The sequence below is a fragment of the Sporosarcina psychrophila genome, assembly GCF_001590685.1.
Classification (GTDB): Bacteria; Bacillota; Bacilli; order Bacillales_A; family Planococcaceae; genus Sporosarcina; species Sporosarcina psychrophila.
On sequence record NZ_CP014616.1, the window covers coordinates 3,310,663 to 3,323,738 of the forward strand.

14 protein-coding genes are annotated in these 13,076 nt (G+C 38.9%); 3 read left to right on the forward strand and 11 right to left on the reverse strand.

Going from position 1 to position 13,076, the window contains the following annotated elements; translation table 11 throughout:
* Positions 1-31: 31 nt before the first annotated feature.
* Complete coding sequence (locus AZE41_RS15810; RefSeq protein WP_067211367.1) at positions 32-685, reverse strand: XRE family transcriptional regulator; 654 nt, start codon at positions 683-685, stop codon at positions 32-34.
* Between the two features lie 156 nt (positions 686-841).
* Here AZE41_RS15810 and AZE41_RS15815 point away from each other — a divergent pair, with 156 nt between their 5' ends.
* Positions 842-1,102 (forward strand): helix-turn-helix transcriptional regulator, encoded by a 261-nt coding sequence (locus AZE41_RS15815; RefSeq protein WP_067211370.1) that lies wholly within the window; start codon positions 842-844, stop codon positions 1,100-1,102.
* 724 nt (positions 1,103-1,826) lie between these two features.
* On the opposite strand, the gene AZE41_RS15825 is transcribed toward AZE41_RS15815, so the two are convergent.
* Positions 1,827-2,057: a hypothetical protein gene (locus AZE41_RS15825; protein ID WP_067211375.1), complete on the reverse strand. Its 231-nt coding sequence runs from the start codon at positions 2,055-2,057 to the stop codon at positions 1,827-1,829.
* Between the two features lie 609 nt (positions 2,058-2,666).
* On the opposite strand from AZE41_RS15825, the gene AZE41_RS15830 reads away from it, so the two are divergent.
* Together AZE41_RS15830 and AZE41_RS15835 are read left to right on the forward strand one after the other, a co-directional pair.
* Positions 2,667-3,581: a glycine betaine ABC transporter substrate-binding protein gene (locus AZE41_RS15830; RefSeq protein ID WP_067211378.1), complete on the forward strand. Its 915-nt coding sequence runs from the start codon at positions 2,667-2,669 to the stop codon at positions 3,579-3,581.
* Between the two features lie 144 nt (positions 3,582-3,725).
* Positions 3,726-4,403, forward strand: coding sequence for an MOSC domain-containing protein (locus AZE41_RS15835; RefSeq protein ID WP_067211381.1), 678 nt, complete (start codon positions 3,726-3,728; stop codon positions 4,401-4,403).
* A 704-nt stretch (positions 4,404-5,107) separates the two neighbouring features.
* Here AZE41_RS15835 and AZE41_RS15840 read toward each other — a convergent pair.
* From AZE41_RS15840 to AZE41_RS15880, 9 genes are read right to left on the reverse strand one after another with little or no spacing between them, the layout of a single operon-like run.
* Complete coding sequence (locus AZE41_RS15840) at positions 5,108-5,827, reverse strand: KDGP aldolase (RefSeq protein ID WP_067211384.1); 720 nt, start codon at positions 5,825-5,827, stop codon at positions 5,108-5,110.
* The gene (locus AZE41_RS15845) at positions 5,827-6,936 is read right to left on the reverse strand and encodes a DgaE family pyridoxal phosphate-dependent ammonia lyase (RefSeq protein ID WP_067211387.1); all 1,110 of its coding nucleotides are present in this window, start codon (positions 6,934-6,936) and stop codon (positions 5,827-5,829) included. Before AZE41_RS15845 ends, AZE41_RS15840 begins: the two co-directional genes overlap by 1 nt.
* A 10-nt stretch (positions 6,937-6,946) precedes the next feature.
* A complete protein-coding gene (locus tag AZE41_RS15850; protein WP_067214019.1) occupies positions 6,947-7,582 on the reverse strand; it encodes a DUF4310 family protein in 636 nt (211 codons plus the stop codon).
* Positions 7,583-7,606: 24 nt separating this feature from the next.
* Positions 7,607-8,392, reverse strand: coding sequence for a DUF4311 domain-containing protein (locus AZE41_RS15855; RefSeq protein WP_067211390.1), 786 nt, complete (start codon positions 8,390-8,392; stop codon positions 7,607-7,609).
* A 13-nt stretch (positions 8,393-8,405) separates the two neighbouring features.
* Positions 8,406-8,756, reverse strand: coding sequence for a DUF4312 family protein (locus AZE41_RS15860; protein ID WP_082786640.1), 351 nt, complete (start codon positions 8,754-8,756; stop codon positions 8,406-8,408).
* A gap of 4 nt (positions 8,757-8,760) precedes the next feature.
* Entirely contained in the window at positions 8,761-9,120 is a 360-nt protein-coding gene (locus AZE41_RS15865) for an SFCGS family glycine-rich protein (RefSeq protein WP_067211393.1), read from the reverse strand.
* Between the two features lie 18 nt (positions 9,121-9,138).
* Positions 9,139-9,477 carry a PRD domain-containing protein gene (locus tag AZE41_RS15870; protein ID WP_067211395.1) on the reverse strand — a complete coding sequence of 113 codons (339 nt, stop codon included), beginning with the start codon at positions 9,475-9,477 and terminating at the stop codon, positions 9,139-9,141.
* Positions 9,434-10,588 carry an amidohydrolase/deacetylase family metallohydrolase gene (locus tag AZE41_RS15875; RefSeq protein WP_067211398.1) on the reverse strand — a complete coding sequence of 385 codons (1,155 nt, stop codon included), beginning with the start codon at positions 10,586-10,588 and terminating at the stop codon, positions 9,434-9,436. The genes AZE41_RS15870 and AZE41_RS15875 overlap by 44 nt, the downstream gene beginning before the upstream one ends.
* 14 nt (positions 10,589-10,602) lie before the next feature.
* Positions 10,603-12,423 carry a BglG family transcription antiterminator gene (locus tag AZE41_RS15880; RefSeq protein WP_067211400.1) on the reverse strand — a complete coding sequence of 607 codons (1,821 nt, stop codon included), beginning with the start codon at positions 12,421-12,423 and terminating at the stop codon, positions 10,603-10,605.
* Between the last annotated feature and the right edge of the window lie 653 nt (positions 12,424-13,076).

Genomic DNA, 13,076 nt, shown 5'->3' on the forward strand with positions numbered 1-13,076 from the left:
TCTAGTATTCTTTTAAAAAATTGCATCCACACTAAACGGATACACCATACCAAATTATTTTAGCAATTATCTCTAAGCCACTCTCCGCTTTGTAAGGGACTATACAATCATGAAAGCTTTTATTTGTTGATTCCGGACTCAATACAATCACTTGTTGCTGTTCAATTCTTCTATAGCGCCTGACGGCATATTCATTCCCAAAACAGTAAACGGCTATATCACCATTTTCCAGTTTATCTCGTCCAATTTGTAAAGCAACGATGGGAGACCCATCAGGAAATAACAAATTCATACTTTCTCCATTTACTTTAAATGCTATTAGATCTTCGTCTTTCGAGTGCTCCCCTAAGAAACTGACAGGTAGCTTTATAAATTCAATCTCATCACATTCGATACCATCTGTAAGTGAGAGAACACCTGCCGAAATGCTTGGTAAGCACGGAATATTTACCGTCTCTGCAATAGGATAAGCGTTTTCTTTAAAGAAATATTCCATTGGGACATCAAAGTAATGCGCCAATTGTTGTAAAGCTCCAGCCCTTGGAAATTTATTTCCCTTTTCCCATTCTGAGATTGCTGCTTGGCTCATCCCAATCGCTTCGGCAAGTTCCACCATCGTTATTTTATTTCTTTCCCTCAATCGCTTCAAACGTCTGGAAAATAAGCCTTGTACCAGATTGGTCATGAATAGAACCTCCATTTACTTCTCATACTGATTGTACATCATTTCGGAAGTAATCTGTTTTAATACAAAAAAAGCATGTGGTAACTATCCCCATGCAAGTTCTCTTGTTATATCACTTTTAGTAATATATAATTATGTGAATAAGGGGTGAATTATGTGATATCTGAAAATGGAGTGCCATTTTACCTCATCCAAACACTTCATTCTTTACGATTGAAATATGGGATGAATTCTATTGATCTCGCCGAAAGAATAGGAGTCAGCCTAACTACATACGAAGAGTGGGAAAAAGATTCTTCTGCCATCTCGTTTAATCATATGTTGAAGCTAGAAGAAGTATTTCAAATGCCCTCGAAGTATATTTATTTCGGTAAAGATATAACTTTAAGTAATCCTGAAAGAACGAATAGAAAGTAAAGCAAATTATATTACCAACTGTAACATATTCCATTGTCCTATGTTCAAAGATAACTGTAAAAGAAGTTACTTTATACTAGTTTTCATTGAATACAAAAATCGTTACACATTTCAGAGAGGTGTTGTTCTGATAGGATGACCAATTTAGATTCTACACTTGACATTGAGTTAGTCATTTCAAAAATTTCGTCCGACCAATCAAGGTCGTTTCAAACGACTTTAAAGGATTTCCAGACGTTATTAAATGAAGATAAATTAGAAGATTCTATTCTGAAAAATGTCTCCTCTATTTATTATGTATTAGAAAAATTACATAAAGAAAAGAAAATTCATAGACGAGAATTCAACCAACGTACTAAATCCTTAATTAATATTGTCCTACTTGCGAAAGATATAAACGCAAATAATATACGTATAAGTAAGTCTTGAATTGCCAAGACTTGCTATCAAAATAGAACAATGCTTTTAATTAATCCAGATGATGTCTTAGTTATAGACCTATGTAAAAGATGCTATTCCACGATGGTGACATCCATCACGGAATAGCATCTTTTATATTATAGACGACTACTTTTCGGCACGACTATTGATTAACCATTTTCTTACACGAAGCACCTGTAAGAAAAACATACCAACTAAATTTGCACTTGTACATTTCAGGCTAACTTTGGTTAATCAACACATATTTTTTCTGGGGTAATCCCCCATAAGAACTCCCACCAATTTACTCTGGTGCTTTTTTACTTTTATCGATTCGGTTGTAATCAGACAGTTGAATCACTCGAACATCGCGGGTATTCAACTCGTGGTAAATCCCTCTGCTATCCCGGAACGAAATGTAGCGATCTCGCTCGCTTTGGATTAGTTCTTCTGCTCTTTCTTGGGACTCCATATAAATAAACCTTCTGATATAATGCTCTTCATCAAAAAAGTAAGTTATTTTGAATTCTTTCATGCCATAAACCTCCTGAAATGCGTAAGCGCTCTAGTTCTCTAATGGCCACATCATTCTTCCGTTAATATTCTCCTTTCATTCTAAAAACTCAGCCTATCCATTTCCTTTCGCACCTATTCTTCAACCTCAGAAAGGCAATCTTCAAAAAAGTGTACACAAAACTATGTTACACTTAATTTGGGTAATAAATGGCTGATGATAAACAATCCAGATCATTAGGGAAGGTCAGCACTTACGTTTATCTGCGGTCTATACATATTTCTATTTTTCGGGGAGGGTTATCACTTACTATAAATAGACCTATTACAAAGCAGTATAAACTGCCTGATATGAGAGGAGTTATAGATTTATCGGACATGAAATGCGGGCTTATATGACAGTAATTAAATTGAATGAAGCAAACATCATCAGACTCTAGTAAAATTCCCCATATACTAGCGAATTCTTTATCCTATGCTTTTATAAAGAATTGCTTTCTCTGTCATTCTTCTTTAATGAGGGCGTAACGCCCCCCACTTCTGGCTATTCATACATATATCCATTGTGCTTATTTATGCCCTATTCATTTTTAATCCGGATAATCGGAAAAATTGAGGAGGAACTAAGAACATGACACTTTTAAAAAAGATAACTGGATTTGGAACAGCTGCACTTTTGGCATTCGGACTTGCAGCATGCAACAGTGATGATGCAAAAAACGACGATGAGCAAACATCAGGAACAAAAACAACGGCCGGTGACTCTGTTGACCACACAATTACAGGGATTGATCCCGGTTCAGGACATATGGAATTAACGGCAAGAGCACTTAAAGAATATGATCTGACAGATTGGAATCTCACTTCGGGCTCTGGTGCCGCGATGACAGCTGCTTTGAAAAGAGCTTATGATAAAGAAGTACCAATTATCATAACAGCTTGGAGTCCGCACTGGATGTTTCTAAAATTCGACTTAAAATATTTAGAGGATCCTAAACTAGTCTATGGTGATTCTGAAGAAATTCATTCAATTACTCGAATGGGAATGAAAGATGACTTCCCTGAAGCTTACACGATTTTCCAACGCTTCAACTGGGACATAGAGGATATGAGCGAAATTATGGTCGCGATTGAAGACGGGGTAAAGCCTGAAGAAGCAGCCCAAACATGGATTGACGACAATCAAGACAAAGTAGCAGAGTGGACAGATGGCGTGGCTAACGTGGATGGAGATACCCTCAAGCTCGTCTATGCGCCCTGGGATAGTGAAATCGCAAGTCATAATATGATGAAACTTGTTCTTGAAGATAAGGGTTATAAAGTCGAATTATCGATGGTAGAACCAGGTCCAATGTTCTCAGCTATCGCTGATGGAAGTGCAGATGCAACATTTGCTGCTTGGTTACCTATCACCCATAAAACCTATCTAGATAAATTTGATGGTAAATTCGAAGATGTTGGTATTAATATGGTGAACGTCAAACAGGGACTAGCTGTACCAACCTATATGGAAGATATCAATTCCATTGATGATTTAAAGAAATAATTCCAGAAAAACAGCCCATTGCTTTTAGCGATGGGCTGTTTTCATAAAATGTTTTGACAACTGATTTTTGCTGTGGTTTGATTGTAGAATAGATGGGCAATTAAACTTGTTTTCACTCCTTGTAGAAAGTAGGTATATACCTAAATGACAACTTTTAGTGCTGAATTAAAAAACTTATCAATCGGATTACCGAAAAAAATGAAATATGGTACTGATAAAGAAATGGATACTGGCATCTGCAAAGAAACGATTGAGGAGGTCTTTTTAACAAAAGATGGCTTTAGAGGAGATGGTGTAGCAGACCTTCGACATCATGGGGGGCTTGACCGCGCAGTTTGTGTCTATCCGCATGAGCATTATTCGCTCTGGGAACAGGAGTTTAACAAGCCCCTACCAAGTTCGGCTTTCGGGGAGAATATAACAGTCACCAATATGTTGGAGCAAAACGTTCATATTGGTGACATTTTCCGTCTTGGAGATGCTGTTATTCAAATAACGCAAGGCAGAATTCCATGTAGCACGATTACAAAGAGAACCGATATGCCTCCCCTTCTTAAAAGAATGGTGGAAACCGGGTTCACAGGTTATTTATGTCGTGTTTTAGAAGAGGGCTCTGTACGAAAAGATTCGACAATTACATTAGTAGAATCTCATCCAAAACAAGTGTCCATCCTTTTTGCGAACCAGATTTATTTTCATCATCCAAAGGATATTGAAGGCATCAAAAAAGTGTTGGACGTTCAAGAATTGGCACACGATTGGCGTGAGCGATTGACCAAACGATTGGAGCAATTAACAAATCCATATATGTTGAACAAATGAATACGGCGTATGCGCTTTACAAGGGCTTTTGAAAGACCACTGAAAAAGCCCTTGTAATTGGAATGAATTAGGATTCCCACTAATACCGCTTCGACGCTTTGTGGATGCCTCCCGCGATAAGCCAGAAAGAAGACCACTTGGGAGGGATTGAACTGTATCCCTCCTTGTTCTTATCGCTCCGGCTACCACGAAGACGCGCCTGCGCTAGATTGTCTATGTGAGAAAGAGCTTTTCATTATCTACGATGAAATCTGCAACCTAGAGTGTGTCTTTCTTGAATAGAATTAGTATCAAAAAGTAATCACATTATAATCTCGGCATATACATCTCAAAATCACATTTCTCTCGATAATGAACAACCTAGCGCAGGCGCGGAAAAGGGGTCGCCAAAGCTGTAAGGCATCCCCAAAGCGCTAAGCGTTCTACAATCCACCCCCCGAATTAATACTCTCTCCTTATTGAGCGCCACAGTAAATTTAGTGGGATTCTTTAATTCAATATATATAGTCTAAATTTTTTTGCATATTCTTATATAGGTTACTAGCAAAACAGCTATTCCACTTGGATTTCACCAACGTGGAATAGCTGTTTTTCATTTCATTAATCCAACTCTCAATTCTCCATGTCAATCAAATAATTTTCTGATTGCTTCTTCAGTGTTCTCGACCAGTATAGTAGAGAGACTCGGATTGATGCCGGCATTGTCACCAAGTCATCTCAATCAATTGCTTCATCGCAGAAGGTTTGGTATCGCCAGTTTCTTTATCGATTATAGATGTGTATAAATGTGGAATTACGGTTTCTGCACCATTGTCCAGACATGTTTGTACGATTACATGGACGTTGTCTAACGTAATACCACCTGTTGGTTCAATGATTTTAATGCCCGCTTTTACTGCTGCTTGCGTCATTGCTGCTAATTCCTCAAGACCCTTTTCACCTTCGATTGGATATAATTTGATAGAAGGAATCCCGAGCTCAGCAATCATAGCTGCCACAAGTTCACATGATACCTTCTCCCGGTATGCCGAACTAGCTGGACCCGTGGAAATATACACTTGACCAGGCATGCCAGTTGGTTCGACCAAAGAGTTGATCACGGGAACATTTTCTGTAGTTTGTTCCATTCTTCCAAGCGTATAACCCGATGCCGGGAATACTTGGTTAATATGATCTGGTAAAGTTGCCACAGATACATTCGCAACTTTTCTCCACATATTAGGATCACCCGCACCTAATCCCACTGAAACACGGATATTATTATCCTTGAATTCTTTTACTAACTCGATAGCAGCCTCTTCTGTCGGGAAGTTCTTGACCATGACTCCTACTAATACGCGATCACCCGCAATTTCCACAAGCTCCAGTGCATTATTCAAATCCTTGGCTAGCACGTTAAAAACGACTTGATGTTTAAATGACATTATTCCACTCCTTGAGCTAGAACTAGTTTGATTGTTTTTACTATGATATCTTCTTGCCCTTTAAGCAAGGGTCTTGGATCGACAGATAATATTCCGATGTTCACATAATGATGGCGTAAAAAAATAGCCGGATTTCCAGACTCGAGTGCGTGTAGCAAATCCTCTGCATCCATGCCCGCTTCTTTACTATCCACTTCAATAGTTGCACGGTAAATATCCCTTCCTGCTTCATCCTGTTTGACTGAGCATGTCAATCCTGAAACACCATTTAAATCATTACAGAGTTTCTTCATTCTACTAAGCTGCCCCTCTACATCTGTAGCTTTATCGGCATATTGCTTAAGTGCTACGATCAAACCGGCCATTCCTTCTTTTCCAATTTTCATCGGACGACCAATTCCTTTATATTGCTTCCGGCATGCTTCCATTAATTCTTTTCTACCACAAATGAATCCTGATGTTGGCCCTTCCAATGCTTTACCACCACTATATATCACGATGTCTGCACCCATCGCAATATATAGTTTGAAATCCTCTTCAGCTGCAGCATCGATAATAAATGGAATGTGATGCTTCTTCGCAATTTCTATCATAGTTTCAATTGGTTGCATCCCTTTTTGAATAGCATGATGAGATTTAATGTACATCAGTGCAGCAGTATTTTCATTGATTGCTTCCTCAATATGCTGTGCTTCCACTTTGTTTGCTTGACCGACTTCAACCACCTGCCCGCCGCCCAAACTGATCATTTGTGCAATGCTGGCCCCAAAATGAATTTGCTGTCCTTTTTGAACGATGACTTGGTTTTTCAACCCATCTGAATTTGGTAGTCTTTCAATATGTGTCAAATTTTTACCCGCGATAACGGCTGCAGTACTAATCGCAATCCCAGCCGCTGCACCGCTCGTTGGACAGCCATCCTCAGCACCTGTTACTTCAGCAATAACAGTCCCTGTAAGCTCCATGATTTCATCAATGTCTACATAATCTTGAGAGGCTTCTTTAAGTGTTTGCGCAACTTCCTCACTTACGGCTGATGCACCAAGAGCTGTCATTTTTCCGCTTGCATTAATAACTTGTTTTAATCCTAATCGCTTAAAAACACTCATCTTGTTCACCTCAGTCTAATGGTATTGGGAAAAATGCCCCTAAAAGCATTGCTCCTAAAATTGCTCCGCCTACAATAGGCTTCTTTCCCGCGTAAAAAATTGCTGCTCCAACAACGGCACCAACACCAATTGGAATAGATGCAGATGCAGCGGAAATGATAATCAATGGTCCTAAGAATCTTCCTGAAGCATTCCCCGCTCCCATCATGACATCTGCTCCAAAAGTGGAGTTAGATTGCCCTACTGTAAGTTTACGAACCATAATGACAACATACCCGATTGCAAGCCCTAAAATAGCGCCAGTAAGCAAAGCTAACCCAAAATTTTCAATTGGTGCGGTAATTCCGGAAGCCAGAAGTAATGCAGGTACACCAATTCCAAGTCCCGTTTGAATTGCACCACCTATATCTAAAATCCCAACAAGCGAACCCTCCAAAATGCGCGCAAATAGAAAACTTGCCCCAAATGCTGCCGCTACACCATAGCCCCCACCTTGCATTCCTACTTCAAGCATCGCAACAATCGCAACATCATTAAACGCCCCAATTTTATAAACGTAGTACATATGGGTGCCCGCAAATACTCCGGATGACAATAGGGCTACAAAAATCGGAAATGACCAATCGGCATACCAAAAACTTTTCATATTAATTTCATTGTTATCCCCCACTTACTTCACCTCATATCCAATTAGTTTGTGTAGATTGATTAACCATTCAGGAGCTTCAAGATTAAATCCTTGAAGGAACTGAATATCGAATCCACGGAAAAACCCACTAAATATAAACAATAAAATTACAGAAACCATAAGTGTCTTTGTAACTTTATTCCAACCACCGTCATCTACGCCTTTTCCGATTAAAATTCCCAGCACGACACCAGGCACGGCATTTCCCATGACCATATGTGCAGCTCCGCCGAAAATCGTTCCCCAGATTCCTGATCGCTTACCAGAATCCAAAGCTGCCAACCAGAAGATAACCGGCATGACAGGATTGATGAGCAAATTTGCTGCTGGAACCAATACTTTTAACGCAATTGCTTGCAATGACTCTGGAATTGCAGAGGCCGTCGAATTCAAGAATGTTACAACAAGTACCCCGATAATTGCTCCCGCAATTGCCATTTTCTTTGGATTATGCAGTGTATCCTCTGGACGTTTTCCTTTTCTCATTAACACAGCTGCCGCCCAGTTTGGAATAATCCGATGGTCGACGTCTTGCGTGAATGCACCAGCGCCTACAGAAGATGCCCATGCATTAAAGAAGAATCCTAAACCGAATGAAAAGTGTGATGCTGCGTCCCCTGCACAAGCATTTAACTCTCCCAACGTTCGAAATGCGCCCATTCCTTGTGATTTGGGAGCGTGAAACATCCGAGCCGCACCGGCGCCTACGCCGAAACCTACAAATCCTCCAATGATGATAGACTTAAAAATAATCGTAAGTAATTCCATAGTTTATCCCCCTTTATTTCAAGAAATTATTACCCATGATTTGACCCTTCAAACTGTTTCCTTGTTCAACTGTTTCAAATCGAATTTCTTCTACATCCAACAGGAATAATTCCACATCTACATCTAGCACAACCCTGTATTTACTTCTTTTGCGTGGTGCAAAAACGAATAAAAAGCGCTCAATATACGACGTTTCCATCGCTTCTACTACATCAACATTTACAGGCTCAATCCGAATAATCATATTTCCCTTATAGTCTTTCATTACTTTTTTCTGAATATTCCCTAGTGCCGTATTCAGTGCCCTTTCTTTCGAATCCCCTTTGCCCTCAATACGGACCTTTGTTTCAATAATTTTTTTCATGAAATCAGCTCCTTAGTTTTATGAATTCTTCTGTAAGTCTTCTTCCCAATTCTTCCGAATCATTAAAGCCAAAACCAAGAACTGTCTTTCCCTCTCTTAATGCTGTTAGTCCTTCTTCAACGGAACGCATGCCATAGCGTGCTGAATATCCATATTTTGACTGCGCCGTAATAGCCCCTGCTCCCCCACTACCACAAAAAGAGATACCCATATCCGCCTTCACTTCATTCATCATATCGCCCAGTTTCATATCGGCAGCCATTCCACTAATAACGATTGCCTTGCCCCCTGCAGCCTCCACGCCTTTTCCTACATTTTGCCCTTTTCCTAAACGATCGCCAATCACAACAATAATTTCACTCATAACTTATTCCCCCTATTTTCAATTTAATTTTGCAGATTCAAAGTGGATTGATAAAAGATACTTTTCATCATCATGCAAATTGCTAAGTTGTTTGCAAATGTCACTTGCCATTCCAATGGAATCTTGTGTAACCTCACTAAATATTTCTTTTTCAAGCGCTGGAATCGCTTCCATATTTATTGAGCGATAAACCATACCGGAAATGTGTGAAACAAATGAAAGCCACTGCGTTTCTGTCATAATAATTTTTTTAGTCGTTAAAACTTTTTTTGAATAAGTTAATACTTCTATACATAATTCTGAATTCCCACTTTTATTGATTATCTCGCGCTCTTTTGGAATTTGTTGATTCATCATGGTACACTACCTTCCCATTTCTCAATACCATATATGGTTTAAGTATTTGCTTTGCTTCTAGTTCTACTCCCTCTGAATCTATTAAGATCGTTCGTTGTTTAATAATCTTGAAAATCGTAATATCGGCTTTGGTTCCTAGTGCTAGCGTACCTATATCACTTGCCCCAAGTGCATTTGCTGCTCCCAATGTGACCGACTTCACTACTTCAATTAAAGGGATTCCAAGTTCCAATAGCTTGGTCATCGTAGTCATCAAGCTACAAACAGGGCTTTGATAGTTTTTAATATATATATCGGTACTGGTCGTAAACGAATCGTCATATTGCTCTCTGAATTTCATCATAGTTTCATAGCTAAAGCTAGAGGTACCATGTCCGACATCGAATAATACGCCCCTCTTTAAAGCATCCAACGCTTCTGGAATTAGTTCACCTTCTGCATTCATAATCCCATGTTTTTTTCCATGAAATGCATGTGTCACGATGTCTCCTTTACTTAAGAGAGGGAAAATGTCTTGTAAATTGGGAGGTGGGTTCCCAATGTGGACCATGATTGGAACACTTAAACGGTCCGCTAGCATACGCGCATGTTGAAGAGGTTTAATTCCACTATTTTTAACAACACTCCCACTCATTCTTGCCTTCAATCCAACAATGCTTGGTTCCTTTTTAAAAATTTCTTCTGCTTCTTCTATACTCATTAAATCTTCCATATTTGCAAGTTCAGCAAGACCGCTAGTTAAGCCCTTTCTCGCAATATTAAGGAATGAAAGAACCTTCGTTTGACTCGGTTCAACCACCTTCTCCTTAAAAGCCGCATAATCTGAATATCCGGCACTACCTGCATCGACTACTGTTGTAACGCCTTGCTCAATGCCCACTAGATCAGCATCGATCCCAAGTTCGGTGTGTCCAGTAAAGATATGAACATGCATATCGATGAAGCCTGGTGAAACATAGCATCCTTCTGCATTGATATATGTTACATTTGCAGAACTATTATGTTGTGGCTCCACGAGTAATCCATTTCGTACTGCAATTTCCTTTATTTCGATCGTGTCTTGTTGCGGATCAATGAGATAACCATTTTTTATGATGATTTCTTCTGGCACAAAAACACCCCCAGCTATTTTAAATAATGCAGGATTGCAATGATTTCAGCTTTGTGTGTTTGCAACTCATGCACATCTAAAATTTCTTTGATCTTTTGAATATCCTCGTTGTCATAAGCATGATTGCTAGAACTTGAATAATTGTCGTATTGTTTATCGAAATAATAGCGATGGACCATTAAAAAAATATGCAGCATGAGTGCCTGCTTCTTGGTAGCTCCTATTTCATCCGTAAAAGCTAACTGGATTTCTTGATTAATCTCAAAACCCTTTAAGATAATTTCTTGACTGATGAATTCAGTATCTTGACTACCGATTGTTTCCTCGGTACTTTCCAACAAGTTATTAAATTGAAAGTTTTTATAACGCAGTAACTCCTGCACCTTACGTTTGATGGTTTCGATATCCCTTTTACTTGGCAGCGGGTCCACAATTACTAATGGAAGATCTGTTTCAATTGGAAAGACACTAATAATGAAATCGACTTTTTGCTGGATGCAAATTTCATCCACTTCCATAATCGAACAATTTTTAACGATTTCAATATCATAAATTTCTCTTTCGACTCGATTTTTAATAAGACGCGCCACTCCTCTTCCAGTAGAACAAACATATAAAGTACGAATTTTACCTTTTTGATTAAACTTCTTTTCAAAAGAGACAATGAAATGGAGCACGATTAGCGATACAAACGAATCCGGCACTGAAATTTTTAGAGGCGCAAGGTATATTTGACACGCTTTTCTGATAGTTGAGAATAGAACTGAATAGTTTTTCTTTAATTCTTTGGTGAATGGATTAATTTCTGTGAAATTGATTTCCCCTTTTTGAAAACGTAGAGAAAGGTGAGCAAAAAGATTATTATATAGTTTTGGATCCTTATGATAATGAATCCCTTGTATATCACTGACATATTGGATTATTTCTTTTGTGACCTTGACGATGTCGATTTGATTGAGCGCGTTATCCCTATCTCCTGTAATATAGCGGTATTCCTCTTCAAACAAAGGATACTGCATTTGTTCATACACCTTCTTCATTAGCTGAACCGTTAAATTAGGATAATCAGCTTTCTTTATAATCCGATAGTCTTTCATCGTAAATCCCGCGTTCATTCGAGTAATCGAGATTGTCATTCTAAACAAAATCCTTAGTACATCTGATTCATGAAGTACGTGTTTAGGTTGAGAAGCAAATAACCGAGCCATCTGCTTCTCAACGACTTTATACAAAGGAAGTATGTCGGCAAATAGCATAGGTCCTTCAATTAATAAATCTCGACAGGTTACGCCACTCATAATTTTATAGATTTCATTATTTGTCAAATCAGCATGGATCAAATGCTCAAACAGCAACCTTAGCGATAGTTCGTCTCCTATTAATTTATAACCCGTTCCGTGCTTTCTTTCTAATTCTATTTTCCAAGGTTGGAGCAATTCATCTATTTGTTTAATATCATTCAAAGATGTATTTCTACTTACATCAAGCCGCTCGGAAAAAGTAGATGCAGTTATGTAGTCAGTGTTCACCAGCATATATAAAATCATTTTTCCTACTCTAGCCTCCTGATTCAGATAGACATCATTTCTCTCAATTTCCGGCAGGGTATGGATGATGGCCAATCGTTTTTCCTCACTACAATCAATCCAAATCCCTTTATTTGACTGTGAAAATAACTCTATCTCCCGGGTATTGAGCCAACCTTTCACATCTTCTAGGTCATATTTAATCATTCGTGTACTCACATTAAATTCTTCTGACAAATCCTTTAGATAGACAGAACCACTAGTTTCTAGAAGCTTCACCAATAACCGAAACGCTCTTATGTTAAGCAATCCCAACACCACCCTATAGTTGTTCGGGTTTCTTCTGTATCTCCGGAGCATTTAGGTTTTTCTAATACAGAAACCGACAATGAAACAAAAGCGCTGAAGTCTAGACGAGGAATCGCTTCTTTTAAAGGGTTTCCACAGCGCAAGACTTTATAGCTCTCTAACCAGACACAAAATAATTTCGTTTGATCCGACTCCGGAGAGGGTCTTGAATCAATAATTCTTCACTAACCCTACTTTAAACTTTTTATCAATTCAGTTAAAGACAAAATCCTTTCCGCCTTAATAGGGAAGGATTTTGGAGCCTTAGTAAGTCATGCACATTCAACCTACACAATACTAGCTGCTAAACGTCAAAATCTCCTCATCCGTAACAAATATAAATGATTTCTGTAGTTTGCGCTGTTCGCGACAAGCTGTTCTAATCGCGTTAAATGTTAATGGGTACGATAATTAAAAAAAGCTATTCCACATGGATTTCACCGTGGAATAGCTTTTTTGTTGGCTTAGGAAACTATTTAATCATGCATTGTGAGTAAACTGCAACATAGAGATTTCACATCCAAACTCCAGCGCCTAGAGGCTCGGGGTCGACAGGATATGGGTCATGCAGTTCGGGAGGGATTGGACTTCATCCCTCCTTGTTGCCACAGGAA

Bases quoted from the DNA above. Each gene is read 5' to 3' on its own strand.
- AZE41_RS15810 (WP_067211367.1), bottom strand. From the start codon at position 685: ATGACCAATCTGGTACAAGGCTTATTTTCCAGACGTTTGAAGCGATTG.
- AZE41_RS15825 (WP_067211375.1), bottom strand. From the start codon at position 2,057: ATGAAAGAATTCAAAATAACTTACTTTTTTGATGAAGAGCATTATATC.
- AZE41_RS15830 (WP_067211378.1), top strand. From the start codon at position 2,667: ATGACACTTTTAAAAAAGATAACTGGATTTGGAACAGCTGCACTTTTG.
- AZE41_RS15835 (WP_067211381.1), top strand. From the start codon at position 3,726: ATGACAACTTTTAGTGCTGAATTAAAAAACTTATCAATCGGATTACCG.
- AZE41_RS15840 (WP_067211384.1), bottom strand. From the start codon at position 5,827: ATGTCATTTAAACATCAAGTCGTTTTTAACGTGCTAGCCAAGGATTTG.
- AZE41_RS15845 (WP_067211387.1), bottom strand. From the start codon at position 6,936: ATGAGTGTTTTTAAGCGATTAGGATTAAAACAAGTTATTAATGCAAGC.
- AZE41_RS15850 (WP_067214019.1), bottom strand. From the start codon at position 7,582: ATGAAAAGTTTTTGGTATGCCGATTGGTCATTTCCGATTTTTGTAGCC.
- AZE41_RS15855 (WP_067211390.1), bottom strand. From the start codon at position 8,392: ATGGAATTACTTACGATTATTTTTAAGTCTATCATCATTGGAGGATTT.
- AZE41_RS15860 (WP_082786640.1), bottom strand. From the start codon at position 8,756: ATGAAAAAAATTATTGAAACAAAGGTCCGTATTGAGGGCAAAGGGGAT.
- AZE41_RS15865 (WP_067211393.1), bottom strand. From the start codon at position 9,120: ATGAGTGAAATTATTGTTGTGATTGGCGATCGTTTAGGAAAAGGGCAA.
- AZE41_RS15870 (WP_067211395.1), bottom strand. From the start codon at position 9,477: ATGATGAATCAACAAATTCCAAAAGAGCGCGAGATAATCAATAAAAGT.